The 15,357-nt window shown below is 74.2% G+C and carries 16 protein-coding genes; 7 read left to right on the top strand and 9 right to left on the bottom strand.

What is annotated here, in order from left to right; translation table 11 throughout:
- Positions 1 to 29: 29 nt before the first annotated feature.
- The 7 genes from HPC71_RS20390 to HPC71_RS20420 form a co-directional block, all read right to left on the bottom strand.
- Positions 30 to 1,301, bottom strand: a complete 1,272-nt coding sequence (locus HPC71_RS20390) for a glutathionylspermidine synthase family protein (RefSeq protein WP_154616117.1) — start codon at positions 1,299 to 1,301, stop codon at positions 30 to 32.
- Positions 1,301 to 1,759 carry a DUF350 domain-containing protein gene (locus HPC71_RS20395; protein WP_216656494.1) on the bottom strand — a complete coding sequence of 153 codons (459 nt, stop codon included), beginning with the start codon at positions 1,757 to 1,759 and terminating at the stop codon, positions 1,301 to 1,303. Before HPC71_RS20395 ends, HPC71_RS20390 begins: the two co-directional genes overlap by 1 nt.
- Before the next feature lie 61 nt (positions 1,760 to 1,820).
- Positions 1,821 to 2,210 carry a hypothetical protein gene (locus HPC71_RS20400; RefSeq protein ID WP_154612423.1) on the bottom strand — a complete coding sequence of 130 codons (390 nt, stop codon included), beginning with the start codon at positions 2,208 to 2,210 and terminating at the stop codon, positions 1,821 to 1,823.
- Positions 2,211 to 2,367: 157 nt separating this feature from the next.
- Entirely contained in the window at positions 2,368 to 3,834 is a 1,467-nt protein-coding gene (locus tag HPC71_RS20405) for an NAD-dependent succinate-semialdehyde dehydrogenase (RefSeq protein ID WP_154616115.1), read from the bottom strand.
- Positions 3,835 to 4,038: 204 nt separating this feature from the next.
- A complete protein-coding gene (locus tag HPC71_RS20410; RefSeq protein ID WP_154616113.1) occupies positions 4,039 to 6,012 on the bottom strand; it encodes a penicillin-binding transpeptidase domain-containing protein in 1,974 nt (657 codons plus the stop codon).
- 104 nt (positions 6,013 to 6,116) lie between these two features.
- Positions 6,117 to 6,569 (bottom strand): MerR family transcriptional regulator, encoded by a 453-nt coding sequence (locus HPC71_RS20415; RefSeq protein WP_154612420.1) that lies wholly within the window; start codon positions 6,567 to 6,569, stop codon positions 6,117 to 6,119.
- A 98-nt stretch (positions 6,570 to 6,667) separates the two neighbouring features.
- A complete protein-coding gene (locus HPC71_RS20420; RefSeq protein WP_216656495.1) occupies positions 6,668 to 8,386 on the bottom strand; it encodes a DEAD/DEAH box helicase in 1,719 nt (572 codons plus the stop codon).
- Positions 8,387 to 8,628: 242 nt separating this feature from the next.
- On the opposite strand from HPC71_RS20420, the gene HPC71_RS20425 reads away from it, so the two are divergent.
- The 4 genes from HPC71_RS20425 to HPC71_RS20440 all read left to right on the top strand — a co-directional run bounded on the left by HPC71_RS20425 (position 8,629) and on the right by HPC71_RS20440 (position 11,642).
- Complete coding sequence (locus HPC71_RS20425; protein WP_154616111.1) at positions 8,629 to 8,781, top strand: hypothetical protein; 153 nt, start codon at positions 8,629 to 8,631, stop codon at positions 8,779 to 8,781.
- A 228-nt stretch (positions 8,782 to 9,009) separates the two neighbouring features.
- Positions 9,010 to 9,624 (top strand): YceI family protein, encoded by a 615-nt coding sequence (locus HPC71_RS20430; protein ID WP_154612418.1) that lies wholly within the window; start codon positions 9,010 to 9,012, stop codon positions 9,622 to 9,624.
- A gap of 85 nt (positions 9,625 to 9,709) precedes the next feature.
- Positions 9,710 to 10,627, top strand: a complete 918-nt coding sequence (locus HPC71_RS20435) for a GNAT family N-acetyltransferase (protein ID WP_216656496.1) — start codon at positions 9,710 to 9,712, stop codon at positions 10,625 to 10,627.
- Positions 10,628 to 10,685: 58 nt separating this feature from the next.
- Positions 10,686 to 11,642 (top strand): LLM class flavin-dependent oxidoreductase, encoded by a 957-nt coding sequence (locus tag HPC71_RS20440; protein WP_154616109.1) that lies wholly within the window; start codon positions 10,686 to 10,688, stop codon positions 11,640 to 11,642.
- A gap of 144 nt (positions 11,643 to 11,786) precedes the next feature.
- Here the strand turns inward: HPC71_RS20440 and HPC71_RS20445 are convergent, their stop codons facing one another.
- Both HPC71_RS20445 and HPC71_RS20450 read right to left on the bottom strand, forming a co-directional pair.
- Entirely contained in the window at positions 11,787 to 12,437 is a 651-nt protein-coding gene (locus tag HPC71_RS20445) for a hypothetical protein (protein ID WP_171897122.1), read from the bottom strand.
- Positions 12,434 to 13,510, bottom strand: coding sequence for an ECF transporter S component (locus HPC71_RS20450; protein WP_154616107.1), 1,077 nt, complete (start codon positions 13,508 to 13,510; stop codon positions 12,434 to 12,436). The genes HPC71_RS20445 and HPC71_RS20450 overlap by 4 nt, the downstream gene beginning before the upstream one ends.
- 217 nt (positions 13,511 to 13,727) lie before the next feature.
- Between HPC71_RS20450 and HPC71_RS20455 the strand changes: the two genes are divergently transcribed.
- The 3 genes from HPC71_RS20455 to HPC71_RS20465 all read left to right on the top strand — a co-directional run bounded on the left by HPC71_RS20455 (position 13,728) and on the right by HPC71_RS20465 (position 15,298).
- On the top strand, positions 13,728 to 13,967 hold the full coding sequence (locus HPC71_RS20455; RefSeq protein WP_154612415.1) for a hypothetical protein: 240 nt from the start codon (positions 13,728 to 13,730) through the stop codon (positions 13,965 to 13,967).
- A 55-nt stretch (positions 13,968 to 14,022) separates the two neighbouring features.
- Positions 14,023 to 14,802, top strand: coding sequence for a hypothetical protein (locus tag HPC71_RS20460; RefSeq protein WP_154616105.1), 780 nt, complete (start codon positions 14,023 to 14,025; stop codon positions 14,800 to 14,802).
- A 121-nt stretch (positions 14,803 to 14,923) separates the two neighbouring features.
- Positions 14,924 to 15,298 (top strand): PaaI family thioesterase, encoded by a 375-nt coding sequence (locus HPC71_RS20465; RefSeq protein ID WP_154612413.1) that lies wholly within the window; start codon positions 14,924 to 14,926, stop codon positions 15,296 to 15,298.
- Positions 15,299 to 15,357: the final 59 nt, after the last annotated feature.

A 15,357-nucleotide genomic window follows, 5' to 3' on the forward strand; every position in this document is an offset into this window, starting at 1 on the left:
GGTGCACCGGCCGCCCCTGAGGAGCGCCCTCAGGCCCCCGGCGACAACCGCGGTGGGTCGGCGGGGACCCGCTCGAGGATCCAGGCCTGGACCTGGGCGTCGTCGGGGGAGAGCGCGTCGCTGATCGCGTGGGGGACGACCCGGCTGAAGTAGTCGGTGACCGGGCCGTCGGACTCGCGGACGATCATGCCGGCGGCCTGGCCGTCGACGATCCAGGAGCCGAGCACCACGTGGTTGCCCTCGTAGACCGGCAGCTCGGTGTAGGCCTGGTAGACGAACCCCTCCTCGCCGTACACCCCGGGCATCCGGGTCTCGTGCCCGTCGGCGAGGCGGATGTGGATGTTGTCGCCCTCGCGGCCGTGCAGCGGCTTGGCGACCCAGGAGGTGAGGTCGCGCGGCTCGTCGAAGTGGGCCGGCAGCAGCAGCCGGTGGCCGGGGTTGCGCTCCCAGAGCACCGGCAGGATCGCCTTGGTCGACAGCAGCACCTTCCACGGCGGCTCGAACCAGCGCACGGGCTCCCGCTCGGCGTGGTCGACGATCAGCCGGCCGAAGTCCTCCCCGAGCATCTGCTCCCAGGGGTAGAGCTTGAACGCGGTGCGGATCGGCTGGTCGTGGACGTCGCGGAACTCCCGCGCGTCGGGGTTCCAGCCGACCTCGGCGATGGGGTGGGCGATCGCGGCGACGCCGGCCTGGATGGCGCAGTCCATCAGGTAGTGGACGGTCATCTCCATCTCGCCGCCGTCGTAGGAGCCCTCCTCCCCCAGGTCATAGAGGAAGTGCACCCGGCCGTCGCCGAGGGCGCCGAAGTTCAGCAGCCGCCGCCAGGCGTTGACCAGCCGGTCGTGGACGCTGTTCCACTGGTCGATGTCGCTCATCACGTCCTCGACCCAGCGCCACTGCGCGACGCCGGTCTCGACGAGCCCGGTCGCGGTGTCGCCGTTGACCTCGAGCATCTTCACCGAGCCGTCGGCGCCGTACGCGAGGTCGAAGCGGGCGTAGATCGCCGGGTCCTGGCGGGCGATCGACTCCCGCACCAGCCCGAGCGTGCCGGGCGGGAGGCCGAGCCGCTCGTCGGTCATCGTCGCGGCCATGTGCCCGGCCGCGTCGACGCACATCGCCCACAGCTCCTCGGTCGCGGCCTCGAGCATCTCGACCTCGTCCATGGTCAGCTCGTACCAGGCGGCCTCGTTCCAGTACGGCACCGTGGTGCCGTCCGGCTTGGCGGTGGTGGGGAAGATCAGCCCCTGCTCGGTGACGATCCGCTCCCAGTCGGGGCGCGGGCGCGCCCGGTGGCGCCACATCAGGCGATGCTCGCGCAGACGATCGCGCCGGTGCTCAGGGCCACCGCGGCGGCCACGTAGGCCAGCGGCCGGACCGGGCCGGCGGAGGTGACGATCCGGCGCAGGTCGCCGGGGGTGATCGCCTCGATGACGAAGAACATCACCGCGTTGAGGACGATGCCGAGCGCGCCGAAGGCCAGCGTCCAGGCCAGCGCCCACCCCAGGTCGGTCTCGCCGTTGGTCCAGATCGCGGTGAACAGCACCGCCGCGTTCGAGATCAGCCAGGCGCCGGTGACGACGCCGGCGGAGCGGCTGGCCGCGTGCACCGACTCCTCGCCGCGCTCGTCGACGCCGCGCAGGTGGCTGCCGAGGTGGCCGGGGGTCACCAGGTCGAGCACGTAGTAGGCGACCACCAGCAGGACGCCGGCGAGCACGGCGTAGACGACGGCGTGGCCGAGGGCGGTGAGCAGGTCGGACATCGGGTTCCTTCGGAGGTCGTGGTGGGAGGGGTACGGCGCGGGGGGAGCAGGGGGCGGGCGGTCAGCCGGAGAAGCCGCGGCTGCTGCCGCCGAACCCGCCGGACTTCGTCGTCGACTTCACCGTCGACCCACCGGTCGAGGGCAGGCCGCCGCGCTGGACCTTGCCGGAGAGCGACGACCCGTTCCAGGTGCCGCCGGAGACGGGCGTCCCGACGGACGGGACGCGGGAGCTGGCGCCGAGGTAGTACCAGAAGAAGCCGGTGCCGACGCCGTTGTAGTCGCTGTCGTCGTCGCACTCGTCGTCGTCGACGCGCTCCTGGGTCTCGGGGTTGACGCAGACCGCGGCGTAGTCGGCCGAGGACGCGCACCCGGTGAGGCCGGCCGCCATCAGCGCGGTCACCCCCAGGGCGACGCTCGAGGAGCGCATCCGGCGTCGGGCGGTGTCGGTCATCGGTTCCTCCGGGGCTGGGGTCGCGCGGTGCAGGCTGGCGGTGCTGGTGGTGATGGTCGTCGGCCCGGCGGGGGCGGCACCGACCGGCCGGATGCTCGTTCCCCGCCGCCGCGCCGCTCAATCCACGGCACGCATCCTGGCAGCGCGGGGCCGGGGCTCAGCCGGCGGGCAGCGCGACGTACGTCGTCTCGAGGTACTCCTCGATGCCCTCGAAGCCGCCCTCCCTGCCGAAGCCGCTGGCCTTGACCCCGCCGAAGGGTGCGGCGGGGTTGGAGATCAGCCCGGTGTTGATCCCGACCATCCCGAAGTCCAGCGCCTCGGCCATCCGGATCGTGCGGGCCAGGTCGCGGGTGTAGACGTAGGAGGCCAAGCCGTACTCGGTGTCGTTGGCCTTCGCGACGGCCTCCTCCTCGGTGGTGAAGGTCGTGATCGGCGCGACCGGGCCGAAGATCTCCTGGGTGTTGATCGCCGAGGACTGCGGTACGTCGAGCAGCACGGTCGGGGCCACGAAGTAGCCGGGGCCCTCGTGCGGCTCGCCGCCGACGACGACCCGGGCGCCGTCGCGGACCGCCTCGTCCACGAGCCCGGTCACCGAGGCGACCGCCTTCTCGTCGATGAGCGGGCCGACGTCGGTGCCCTCGTCCTGGCCGCGGCCCAGGCGCAGCGCGCCCATCCGCTCGGCGAGGCGGCGGCCGAACTCCTCGGCGACGTCGACGTGCACGAGGAACCGGTTGGCCGCGGTGCACGCCTCGCCCATGTTGCGCATCTTCGCGACCATCGCGCCGTCGACGGCCGCGTCGAGGTCGGCGTCGGCGAAGACGAGGAACGGCGCGTTGCCGCCGAGCTCCATGCTCACCCGCTGGAGCCGCTCGGCGGACTGGCGCACCATCACCCGGCCGACGGCGGTCGACCCGGTGAAGGAGACCTTGCGCAGCCGGTCGTCGGCCTGGAGCGTCTCGCTGATCTGCGCGGCGTGCGTCGACGGCACGACGTTCAGCACGCCGTCGGGGAGCCCGGCCTCGGCGAGGACCGCGGCCAGCGCCAGCATCGTGAGCGGGGTCTGCGCGGCCGGCTTGACCACCATCGTGCAGCCCGCGGCGATGGCGGGGCCGATCTTGCGGGTGCCCATCGCGAGCGGGAAGTTCCACGGCGTCACGAACAGGCAGGGGCCGACCGGCTTCTTCAGCGTCAGCAGCCGGCTGCCGCCCGCGGGGTTCGGCAGGTACCGCCCGTGGATGCGCACGGCCTCCTCGGAGAACCAGCGGAAGAACTCGTTGCCGTAGCCGACCTCGCCCTTGGCCTCGGCCACGGTCTTGCCCATCTCCAGGCTCATCAGCAGCGCGAAGTCGTCGGCGCGCTGCGCGACCAGCTCGAAGGCGCGGCGCAGCACCTCCCCCCGCTCCCGCGGCGCGGTCCGAGCCCAGTCGGCCTGGGCCGCGGCCGCCGCGTCGAGCGCCGCCACGGCGTCCTCGACGGAGGCGTCCGCGACGTCGGTCAGCACCGATCCGTCAGCCGGGTCGAGCACGTCGAAGCGGGCGCCGGACGCCGCCGGTCGCCACCGGCCGCCGATGAAGAGGTCGCGGTGCTGGTCGTCGAGCAGGGGAACGCGGTCTGGTCCGGTCATGACGTGAAGGGTGTCACCTCGACGTTCTGCACCAAATGCCTGACACCTCCCGGACCGCGTGGAATGCTCGTGCACGTCGACTTCGGAGGGAGCACCTAGAAGGCGGCACTGAACCCCTTGCCGACCCCATGCGGCGAGGGGTTCTCCCTTGACCGGCCGCGGTGTCCCCACACGACGGCCGGCCGTCGGCCCGCCGGCTCGGCCTCAACCCCCGAGCCGGCGGGCCGTCCTCAGGAACGACTCCAGCAGCGGCCCGGCCGTGCGCGACCCGGACGCGCCGCGCTCGACGAAGACCGCCACGGCGAGGTCGCCCTGCGCGGCGGCCATCCAGGCGTGCGTCGCGAGCCGGCCGTCGTCCTCGAACTCCGCCGTCCCGGTCTTGGCGAGCACCGGCGGTCCGGGCACGTCGGCGAGCGCGCGGCCGCTGCCCTCGGTGACCACGGCGCGCAGCATCCCGCGCAGCGCGTCCGCCTCGCCCGCGGCCAGCGGCTCGACGCCGGCGGGGGCCGCGACGTCGACCTGCTCGAGCAGCCGCGGGACGACGGTGGCGCCGCGCTGCACGCTGGCGAGCACGGTCGCGACGGCCATCGGGGAGGCGAGCACGGTCCCCTGGCCGATCAGGTCCGCGGCCGCCTGGGTCTCCGACGTCGGCGGCGAGACGCTGCCGAAGTACGCCGGGAAGCCGAGGTCGTGGTCGACGCCGAGGCCGAGGGAGGCCGCCGCGGCGGCCAGGTCGTCGGCGCCCTCGCCGGTGCGCTCGAGCCGGTCGCGCTCGGCGATGAAGGCGGTGTTGCAGCTCTGCGCGACCGCGGTCCGCAGCGGGACCCGGCCCAGCGCGGAGGCGGGGTAGTCGGAGTAGTTGGTGAACCGCTTGCCGTCGACGGTCGACGTCGGCGTGCACGCGACCGGGCTGGTCGGGCGCAGGCCGGCGCGCAGCAGCGCGAGGGCGCTGACCACCTTGAACGTCGAGCCGGGCGCGAGCTGGCCGTAGGTGGCCAGGTTGTAGCCGTCGGTGCCCGCGCCGTTGGCGACCGCGAGCAGGGCGCCGTCGCTGGGCCGGACCGCGACCAGGGCGCTGGCCGGGCCGGTGTCGGCGAGCACCTGCTCGGCCGCGAGCTGCAGGTCGACGTCGAGGGTCAGCGCGAGCTCCTCGCCGGGGGTGGCCTCGACGCGGAACAGCTCGCGCTCCTCCCCGCCCGGTCCGAGCGCGTCGACCACGACGCCCGGCTCGCCGCGCAGCTGGTCCTCGTAGCGCGCCTGGAGCCCGGAGAGCCCGGCCCGGTCGCCCGGCCGCAGCGTGGGGTCCTCCTCGACCATCTCCGCGGTGACCTCGCCGACCGAGCCCAGCACCGGCGCGGCGAACTCCCGGGTCGGGGCGAGCGCCCGCTCGCCGGGGATCGCGATGACGCCGCGCAGCGGGCCGATCGCGGCCACCAGGCCCGCGGGCACGTCCTCGCGGCGGTAGGTGATCGCCTCGACGAACGCCTTGTCGCCCGCGGCCCGCACGCGCTCGGCGTACGCCGCCGGGTCGATGTCGACGAGCCGGGCGAGCGCCCGGGCGTCGGCGACCGCCCGCTGGCGCGGCACGCGCGCCCGGTCGACCCCGTAGGTGATGACCGGGCGATCGGTGACCAGCGCCTTGCCGCGGGCGCCGGTGACCTCGCCGCGGGCGGCCGCGATCGTCGTGCGGTCCAGCACCTCGTCCTCGGCCAGGCTGGGCTCGACCAGCGCGCGGTCCCAGGCCACCTGCCAGGCGCCGTCGACCTCGGTCAGCCTCGCCTCGGTCTCATAGGTCCAGGCGCCGTCGGCGGGGTCCTCGCCAGGATCCTCGCCAGGATCCTCGCCAGCGCCCTCGGCGGGCCCGAGGACCGGCCAGGTCCAGGTGAGCGCGGCGGTCGCGGAGCCGTCCTCGCCCTCGCGCACCTCACCGACCTCGACGTCCGGCGCCGGGCCGTCCTCGCCCGTGGCCAGGCCCGCGACGACCTCGTCGTAGGCCGCCTGCGGCTCCTCGGCGGGGTCGTCGAAGGCGACCTCGGCGAGGTCGCCGCCCGCGAGCGCGCCGGCGAGCGTCTCGGCCGCCTCGCGGGGGTCGGGGCCGCTGTCGTCCGCGCTGCACCCGCTCGCAGCCGCCCCCGCGAGGAGGGTGGCCGCGACGGCGAGGTGCCCGAGTCGTCGCATGCGACCCTTCTACCAGTCCGCCCGGACAGTGCCCGGAGGGTGCCCGGACGGTGGCTGCGCAGTGACTGCGCAGTTGACGGGGCAGTGACTGTGCAGTGACGGGGTCAGCCGAGCATCGCGTGGATCTCCGGACCGGTCGGGAAGGCGTCGAGCTTGCCCTCGACCAGGTCGGTCACCGCGGCCTTGAACCGCGGGCAGGTCGCGATGTCGTGGGCCCCGCAGCGCAGCGCGTGCTCGGTCATCTCCCGCGAGCGCTCCATGTCCTGCATCCGCCGGTCCAGGTCGTCGAGGTGGGCCTGGAGGACGGCGTGCCGGTCGGCGGCGTCCGCGTCGAGCATCACCGCGATCTGCTCCAGGCTCATGCCGGCGGCCTTGCTGCGCAAGATCACCGCGACCCGCACCACCTCGTCCTGCCCGTAGCGCCGGCGCCCCGCGCCGTCACGCGCCGGGGTCAGCAGCCCGACGTCCTCCCAGTGCCGCAGGACGTGCGTGGCCAGGCCGAACCGGCCCGCCAGGTCGCCCACGGACCAGCGCTGCACGCGCTCGCTCGACGTCATGTCAACATGAACTCACAGACTCGGCGCGCGGACAAGCCTCGACGGCGCCCCGCCCGCGGACCTGCGCGGGGCGTCGCTCGTGGCCGGACCGGCCGGCGTCAGTCCTTGTGGCGGGGCTTGCGGGCCGCCGGGCGGCTCGAGCCACCGTCGGGCTGGAGCTCGATGAGCTTGCCGGAGATCCGGGTCTCCTCGAGCTTCTGGAACACCGTCGGCGGCAGGTTCGCGGGCAGCTCGACGAGGGAGAAGTCCGGGCGGATCTGGATGTGCCCGAAGTCCCCGCGCTGGAGGCCGCCCTCGTTGGCGATCGCGCCGACGATCTGGCGCGGCTCGACCTTGTGCCGCTTGCCCACGGCGATCCGGTACGTCGCCATCGGGACGTCGGTGCGGCCGCGCGGGCGGCGCTCGCCCCGCTCGGGCCGGTCGCCGCGGTCCTTGCGGTCGGGGCGGTCGTCCATGCGCGGCGCGCGGGCCTCGGCGGCCGGGTCGAGCAGCAGCGGGGTGTCGCCCTGGGCCACGACGGCGAGCGCGGCGGCCACGTCGACCTCGGGGACGTCGTACTCCTGGACGTAGTGGCCGATGATGTCGCGGAACTTGTCGATCCGGTCGGTCTGGCCGAGCGCGGCGGTGATCGCGTCGTCGAAGCGGGAGAGCCGGGTGGCGTTGACGTCGTCGACGTTCGGCAGCGGCATCTGGGTGAGCGGCTGCTTGGTGGCCTTCTCGATGTGCTTGAGCAGGTAGCGCTCGCGCGGGGTGACGAAGGAGATCGCGTCGCCGGTCCGGCCCGCGCGGCCGGTGCGGCCGATGCGGTGGACGTAGGACTCGGTGTCGGTGGGGATGTCGTAGTTGACGACGTGGCTGATCCGCTCGACGTCGAGGCCGCGGGCGGCGACGTCGGTGGCGACGAGGATGTCGAGCTTGCCCGACTTCAGCTGGTTGACAGTCCGCTCGCGGACCGCCTGGGCGACGTCGCCGTTGATGGCGGCGGCGGAGAACCCGCGGGCGCGCAGCTTCTCGGCGAGCGTCTCGGTCTCGTGCTTGGTGCGGACGAAGACGATCATCCCCTCGAAGTTCTCGACCTCGAGGATGCGCGTGAGCGCGTCGACCTTCTGCGGGTAGCTGACCAGCAGGTAGCGCTGGGTGATGTTCGCGGCCGTCGTGGAGCTCGCCTTGACGGTGATCTCCTGCGGGTCGCGCAGGTAGCTCTTGGAGAGCCGGCGGATCTGCGCGGGCATCGTCGCGGAGAACAGCGCGACGTTCTTGTCCTCCGGCGTGCTCGAGAGGATCGTCTCGACGTCCTCGGCGAAGCCCATGTTGAGCATCTCGTCGGCCTCGTCGAGCACGAGGAAGCGCAGCTCGGAGAGGTCGAGGGTGCCCTTCTCGAGGTGGTCCATGATCCGGCCCGGGGTGCCGACGACGACGTGGACGCCGCGACGCAGGGCGGAGAGCTGTACGCCGTAGGCCTGGCCGCCGTAGACGGGCAGGACGTGGACGCCCTTGCGGTGCGCGGCGTACCGCTCGAACGCCTCGCACACCTGGAGCGCGAGCTCACGGGTGGGGGCCAGGACGAGCGCCTGCGGCGTCTTCTGCTTCAGGTCCAGCTTGCTGAGGATGGGCAGCGCGAACGCGGCGGTCTTGCCGGTGCCGGTCTGCGCCAGGCCGACGACGTCGCGGCCGGCGAGCAGCGGCGGGATCGTGGCGGCCTGGATGGGCGACGGCGTCTCGTAGCCGACGTCCTTGAGCGCGCGCAGCACGGCGTCGTCGAGGCCCAGGTCTGCGAAGGTGGTCATGGGGGCAGAGGCGTCGTCGGTGGTGCTCACCCTCCCACGGTAGAGGTTCCGCACCCTGGTGCCTCTTCCGGGCCGCGGTGCGATCGGTCACCGCCCCCACCGGGGGCACCTGTGGCGGGTCGGCCTCGCCCCGGCCCCGGGGAGCGTCCGGCCCACTCCGCGACCGCTGGGGGTCGCCAGGTGGAGCGTGGAATCGGACCTGAACACCTTCTGGCCCGTCCCGGTGGGGCGAGGTTATGCTAGGTGAACAGATGGTGAACAGGAGGTGTCCCATGACGGAACCGCAGGCGTCCCCCACACCCCGGACCCACCCGGTCCAGCGCTGGGTGCCCGTCGTCGACGGCCGTGGCCGCATCCGCATGGAGGCGCGCTGGGTGACCGCCGCCGAGGCGACCGCGCCGGCGCTCGTGGCCCCCGCGGCCTGAGCGCCGGCCCTCACTCCGCCGGCCCACCAGCCCCGCCACCGCGGCGCCGCCCCTGGGGGGCTCGGCGCCGCGGCAGCGCCATGCCCATGCCATGCCCATGCCATGCGCGGGTGGTCCAGACCACCTCCCCCGGTTCGGGAATGGAAGCGGACCGCGGTCCGTTCTAGTGGTTGAAACCTGAACGACTTCGTGGTCGTCCAGTCGCCACCACTCCCGAGGAGCACCCCCATGAGCATCTTCAGCCGCAAGGCCGAGACCGCCGCCCCCGCCGCCGTCGACGTGTTCGACCCGGCCACCGCCGCCGTCGACGACATCACCGGCGACTACACGATCGACGCCTCGCACAGCCGGATCGGCTTCTCCGCCCGCCACGCGATGGTCACCACCGTCCGCGGCGCGTTCAAGGAGTTCGAGGGCACCGCCCGCATCGACGCCGCGAACCCCTCCGCCTCGCAGGTCTCGCTGACCATCCGCACCGCCAGCATCGACACCGGCTCCGCCGACCGCGACGGTCACCTCGTCTCCGCCGACTTCTTCGACGCCGAGGCCAACCCCGAGATCACCTTCCGTTCCACCGAGGTCGCGAAGGTCGACGACGACACCTGGGCGATCACCGGCGACCTGACCATCAAGGGCGTCACCAACGCCGTCACCATCGCCTTCGACGAGACCGGCTCCGCCCAGGACCCGTTCGGCAACCTCCGCGTCGGCTTCGAGGGCGGCACCGCCATCAACCGCAAGGACTGGGGCCTGACCTGGAACGCAGCGCTCGAGACCGGCGGCGTGCTCGTCTCGGAGAAGGTCAAGCTCGACTTCGACATCTCCGCGATCAAGAACGCCTGACCAGCAGCACCGCTCGACCCCGGACGGGGCCGCCCCGAGGAAAAGGGGCGGTCCCGTCGGTCGTCCGCGTGGTCCCATCGACGGTGTGCCTCCCCCCATCCCGCTCCCGGCCGGCCTGACCACCCGCCCGCTGACGACCGCCGACGCCCCCGCGGTCTTCGAGGTGATGGCCGCCTCCGAGCTGGCCGACCTCGGCGAGGTCGTCATCGAGGAGGCCGACATCGTCGCGGACTGGCAGCGGCCCTCCTACGACCTCGCCACCCGCTCCCTCGGCGTCCTCGACGGCGACCGCCTCGTCGCCTCGGCCGAGCTCACCCACCCCGGCCGCGCCGACGTCTCCGTCCACCCCGACGTCCGCGGCCGCGGCATCGGCACCGCCCTCGCCGGCTGGGTGCACGCGACCGCCCGCGGCCTCGGCGCGAGCGTCGTCGGCCAGGAGGTGCCCGAGGGGTCGCCGGGCGACCGGCTGCTGGCCTCGCTGGGCTGCACCGTGCGCTGGACCAGCTGGGTGCTCCGGCTCCCCCCGGACCGCCCCGTCCCCGCGCGCCCGCTGCCGGAGGGGTACGTCGTGCGCGCGGCGACCGCGGGCGAGCGGGAGCAGGTCTGGACGGTGGCCGAGGACGCCTTCCTGGAGTGGTCGGTGCGCGAGCGGGAGCCCCTCGACGACTTCGGGGCGACGGTCTGGGAGCGCCCCGGCTTCGAGCCGTGGCACCTGCGCGTCGCGGTCGACCCGGACGGGGCCGTCGCGGCCGTCGCCTCGCTGCACCTCGACGGCCACACGGCGTACGTCGACAAGCTCGCCACCCGCGCCGACCGCCGCCACCGCGGGTTGGCCCAGGCGCTCCTCGCGGACGGCTCCGCGGTCGCGCGCTCCCACGGGGCGTCCGGGCTCGAGCTCTCGACCGACTCGCGCACCGGCGCGCTCGACCTGTACCGGAAGATCGGGATGGAGACCACCTCGGTGTGGGTCCACCGCTCCGCGGACCTGACGGGTCCCGACTGATCGAGACCAGAACGGTCGGGTCCTCGACGTGGGTCGACCGGAGCACCACCCTGTAGCCATGGCCACCTTCGTCACCCGCTACGACTTCCGCGTCCCGGGCGGCGACGCCGCCACCCGGCAGGAGGTCTACGCGCGCTCGCTGGAGCAGGCGGCGTACGTCGACGCGCACGGCCACGACGCGATCATGCTCTCCGAGCACCACGCCGCCGACGACGGCTACCTGCCCTCGCCGCTGCTCGTCGCCTCGGCGATGGCGGCCGTCACCCGGCGGGTGCCGATCACGGTCGCGGCGCTGCTGGTCAACCTGCACGACCCGCTGCGGCTGGCCGAGGACATCGCGGTGCTCGACCACCTCGCGGGCGGCCGGGTCGGGTTCACCTTCGGGCTGGGCTACCGCGAGGTGGAGTACGAGCTGTTCGACAAGCCCTGGCGCACCCGCGGCCGCGACGTCGAGGCCGCGATCACCACGATCCTCGACGCCTGGGCCGCCGGCCGGGTCACCCCGCGGCCGTACAGCGACCCGCACCCCTTCCTCCTCTACGGCGGCGGGTCGCCCGCGGCCGCCCGCCGCGCCGCGCGGCTCGGGCTCGCCTTCCAGCCCCAGCACGCCGACCCCGCGCTGAAGGAGGAGTACGTCGCCGCGTGCCGCGCCCTCGGCCGGGAGCCCGGCCTCGTGATCACCGCGCCCGCCGGCCCGGCCACCGTGTTCTGCACCGAGCGGCCCGCGGAGTTCTGGGAGCGGTGGGGCCACCACCTGCTGGCCGACGCCACGGCGTACCAGGCCTGGCACGGCGAGGCCGCCTCCCACGTCCTCGACCCCTCGACCACCGTCGAGGAGATGCAGGCCGCCGGCGTCTACCTCGTCTGCACCCCCGACGACCTCGTCGAGCGGATCCGCTCCCGCGACGTCCGGCTCGTCACCTCCCACCCCGCCTGCGGCGGCCTCCCCGCCGCCCCCTCCTGGGAGTCGCTGCGGCTCGTCTCCGAGACGGTCATGCCTGCGGTGCGGGCGTGATTTTCGGGGGGTGCGCGTCCCACCTTTAGGTGGGATGCATCCGCTTCTGGGCCGAAATATTGCCCCGGAAGCGGAGACGGAGGCCCAGAAGTAGCGCTCCGGACAGCCCGGGAGACCCGGGGGACCCGGGGAGCGGCGCCGGCGTCAGAGCTCGACGGTCGTGACCACGTCGGTGACTGAGGGGCGGGGCGGGGTCGAGGAGAACCCGAAGCGCGGGGGCGGGTCGACCGGCGCGAGGCCGCCGAGGGGTACGCCGTCGAACGAGCCGTCCGCGGCGGTCAGCGCGTGGTGGTCGGTCGCGCCGTACCACTCGCGGCGGGCGCCGGCGGCCGAGCCGCGGGTGCGCACGCCGTCGAGCAGCAGGCGAGCGACGGGGTCGGTGAGGGCGCAGAACGCCGGCGCCGCGGCGAGCCGGGCCGGCACGAGCCGCAGCAGTCGGCCCAGGGCGGTCCGGGCGCCGACGACGAGGTCGAGGCGGAGCGAGGGCGAGCGGACCAGCCACCGCTCGCCGGAGGAGGCGGAGGGGGCCGGGACGGAGGCGGACGGGGCGGAGGCGACGACGGAGGCGACGACGACCGAGAACGGCTCGATCCGCACCTCGTCGAAGGTGTAGGTCGCGGCGATGAAGTCCGCCGCGGCCCGGTGCGGCGCGAGCAGCACGCGGTGCCCGGCGGCGGTCTCCACCATCGCGTCGGAGAACGCGCCGAGCGGGGTGTCGTGCCAGTGCCCGACGACGACCCGCACCCCGCTGGTCGTGCCGGTGCCGGCGATCCGCCCGCGGAAGCGCTGCCTCACCGGCCCGGCCCCGGCCCCGGTTCCGATGCCACGACGACCGGGATCGGTGCCCCGGCGCGGAGGCCGGCCGGCAGTCCGGAGACGACGACGAGCGCGGCGAACCCGGCGATCACCTTGTCGGCCAGGGAGACCAGCAGGTTGGCCAGCGCGACCGCCAGGACGCTGCTGGTCGTGGTGTCGAGGATCCTCGAGGCGATCAGGTCCTGGCCGTGCCCCACCGAGCCGCCGAAGGCCACGAGCAGCAGCGGGACCGCGACCAGGCTGCACACCGCCGCGACGAGCAGGTTGAGCGTGAAGAACCGCGGCAGCGTCCGGCCCATCCCCCACCGGCGCACGCCGTACCCCCACACCAGCGCGCCGGCCGCGTTGACCAGCATGAACGGCGCCGAGTCCGCCCCGCTCGAGGCCATCCCGGCGAGGTTCGAGACCACCGCGACGGCCACGCCGTACCACGGTCCCAGCGCGATCGCCGCCGACGCCGTCCCGATCATGTCGAGGTAGATCGGCAGCCCGAAGAGGTCGACGAAGGCCCGGCCCAGCACGTTCACGGCGATGAGGGCGGTCAGGAGGAGCAGGACGGTACGCCGCCGCGGGCGCCGGCCCTCGACGGCCGGCCCGCTCGGCTCGCTCGGCTCGCTCGGCTCGCTCGGCTCGCTCGGCGCGGCGGGCACGGACGGCGCGACCGGCGGCTCGGCGGTCGGCGAGGCGGAGTCAGAGTCGGAGTCAGAGGGGGCAGAGGGGGCGGGCGCGGCCAGCCAGCCGTCGACGAGCGCGGGGTCGGCGTCGAGGGCGGCGACGATCTCGCGCACCAGCGGGACGTTGACGCGGGCGCGGCCGGTGCGGAACGCGTCGTACACGGTGGTCCGCGCGACCCGGGCCGCGTGCTCGTCGGCGCCGTCGGCGATCCGGAGCTCGGCCACGCGCCGGGCGATCTCGGCGAACGACGGCTCGCCCGCCGCCCGCCGCAGCGCCTGCAGCTCGTGGGCGAACCGGTCCCACCGGCCGGTGCCACCGGCCGCGGCGGCGCCGTCCACGCCGGCCTCGTCTACGTCGTCGCGCGTCCGTCCGTCCATCACCCGAGATCCCCATCCAGCCTGTGCGTGCGCCCTGCGCGGCGCAGCCACCAGCCTAGGCACTCGCACCGACCGTCCGCGGTTGTTCGGGATCGTCCGAGCGGCACGTCGCGGGCGCGTCGGAGCGCCCCGCACGCGGAGACTTGTCTGCGCCGACGAGCCGACGTGGGGGACGGCTCGTCGGCGCAGCACTCCCGCACGCGAGAGGAGAACCCCGATGACCGAGAACCACACGTGGCTGGACGAGGACGGCCGGCGGCTGCTGGAGTCCTACCTGGCGATCGGGTGCACCACCCACGAGGCGCGGATCGCCGTCGCCGGGGACCTGCTCCAGCGGGCCACCGGTCCGGGAGCCGACCTCGACGAGGCGGAGGTACGCCGCCGGCTGGACCTCGCCGGGCTGGACGTCGACGAGGTCCGCGACGCCCTCGGCCTGCGGTTCGACGCGGCGAGCTGACCCGCCGGCGGCCGGGGTACCGTCGACCCCGCCCCAGCCGCCCGAGGAGGTCGCCGTGCTCGCTCGTCCCCGCCGCTCCGCCCCTGTCGCCGGGGCCCTGCTGCTGGCCGCCGCGCTCACCGCGTGCGGCTCCGGCGACTCCGACGACGACTCCGGGACCGCGGGCAACGGCATCCCGAGCGAGGTCGTGGTCCTGGACCAGGCCCAGGTCGACGAGGCCGTCCTCTCGCCGCAGAACCTCGGCCCGGGCTTCACCGTCGACGACGACGACCCGAACGACGACCCCGAGGCGGAGGACGAGGACTCCACCGGCCTGGGCTGCCTCGCCGCGGTGGACGACGACCTCGACCAGTCCGCGGCCAAGGCCGAGGCGTCGTACGTCGCCGCCACCGAGCTCGAGACGCCTGCCATCTCCAGCGGCGTGTCGTCCTACGACTCCCTCGACGACGTCACCGAGCGGTTCGAGCGGCTGCGTGCCGCGCTCGCCGACTGCGAGCAGATCGACGTCACCGAGGACGGCGCCACCTTCACCCTCGAGGTCGAGCACGACGAGGAGACCTCCGCCGAGGAGGTCGACGAGCAGCTGAACATCAGCGCGATCGGGTCCGCCTCGGCCGAGGGCCTCGAGCTCCCGGTCGCGATCCGCCTCTCGGCCGCGCGGATCGACAACGACGTGGTGTTCCTGAGCCGGTTCGACCTCGGCGCGGACGGCGGCGAGCTCGAGCCCTACACCGCGGCCGCGATCGGCCGGCTGCTCGCCGTCCTCGACGGCACGACCCCCAGCGACGAGACGGTCGTCGACGACGCCCCGGGCGGTGCCGGCGAGACCGCCTGACCGCCCGACGTACCGAAGTCCTTTCTGGCTCCTGGCCCGCCGCGCAGCGGGTGCCCGCCGGACGACTTCGGTACGTCCGTAGGACGTACCGAACCACGACCGTCCCGGGTACCTGGTGGTCATGACAGACGAGCCGCAGGGATTCCTCTCGCTGATCGGCGCACGCGCCCCGGACGCCACGGACGGGCGGGCGACCCTGGTGGTGGACGTGGGCGAGGAGCACCTCAACCACGCCGGCGCCGTCCACGGGGGGATGCTCGCCACCTTGGTCGACACCGCGATGGGTGCAGCGATCATGAGCACCCTGGACGAGGGATCGACGGCGACCAGCCAGCTCACCGTCACCTACCTGCGCCCGGGCAAGCCGGGGCAGCTGGTGGTCACCGCCGCCGTGGGCAAACGTGGGCAGAGCCTGACCGTCTGCGACGCGGAGATCGAGCAGGACGGCGAGACCCTGGTGCACGCGCTGGCGACCTTCGCCCTGCTGGACGGGTGAGGCGGACGGGACAGATGAGGACGCTCCGGTCCGTCGGCAGAGACACGTCGCCACCTGGC

Source organism: Nocardioides marmotae, from assembly GCF_013177455.1.
Lineage (GTDB): Bacteria > Actinomycetota > Actinomycetes > Propionibacteriales > Nocardioidaceae > Nocardioides > Nocardioides marmotae.

Coding starts and splice junctions, on each gene's coding strand:
- HPC71_RS20390 (WP_154616117.1), bottom strand. CDS start 1,301: ATGTGGCGCCACCGGGCGCGCCCGCGCCCCGACTGGGAGCGGATCGTC.
- HPC71_RS20395 (WP_216656494.1), bottom strand. CDS start 1,759: ATGTCCGACCTGCTCACCGCCCTCGGCCACGCCGTCGTCTACGCCGTG.
- HPC71_RS20400 (WP_154612423.1), bottom strand. CDS start 2,210: ATGACCGACACCGCCCGACGCCGGATGCGCTCCTCGAGCGTCGCCCTG.
- HPC71_RS20405 (WP_154616115.1), bottom strand. CDS start 3,834: ATGACCGGACCAGACCGCGTTCCCCTGCTCGACGACCAGCACCGCGAC.
- HPC71_RS20410 (WP_154616113.1), bottom strand. CDS start 6,012: ATGCGACGACTCGGGCACCTCGCCGTCGCGGCCACCCTCCTCGCGGGG.
- HPC71_RS20415 (WP_154612420.1), bottom strand. CDS start 6,569: ATGACGTCGAGCGAGCGCGTGCAGCGCTGGTCCGTGGGCGACCTGGCG.
- HPC71_RS20425 (WP_154616111.1), top strand. CDS start 8,629: ATGACGGAACCGCAGGCGTCCCCCACACCCCGGACCCACCCGGTCCAG.
- HPC71_RS20430 (WP_154612418.1), top strand. CDS start 9,010: ATGAGCATCTTCAGCCGCAAGGCCGAGACCGCCGCCCCCGCCGCCGTC.
- HPC71_RS20440 (WP_154616109.1), top strand. CDS start 10,686: ATGGCCACCTTCGTCACCCGCTACGACTTCCGCGTCCCGGGCGGCGAC.
- HPC71_RS20450 (WP_154616107.1), bottom strand. CDS start 13,510: ATGGACGGACGGACGCGCGACGACGTAGACGAGGCCGGCGTGGACGGC.
- HPC71_RS20455 (WP_154612415.1), top strand. CDS start 13,728: ATGACCGAGAACCACACGTGGCTGGACGAGGACGGCCGGCGGCTGCTG.
- HPC71_RS20465 (WP_154612413.1), top strand. CDS start 14,924: ATGACAGACGAGCCGCAGGGATTCCTCTCGCTGATCGGCGCACGCGCC.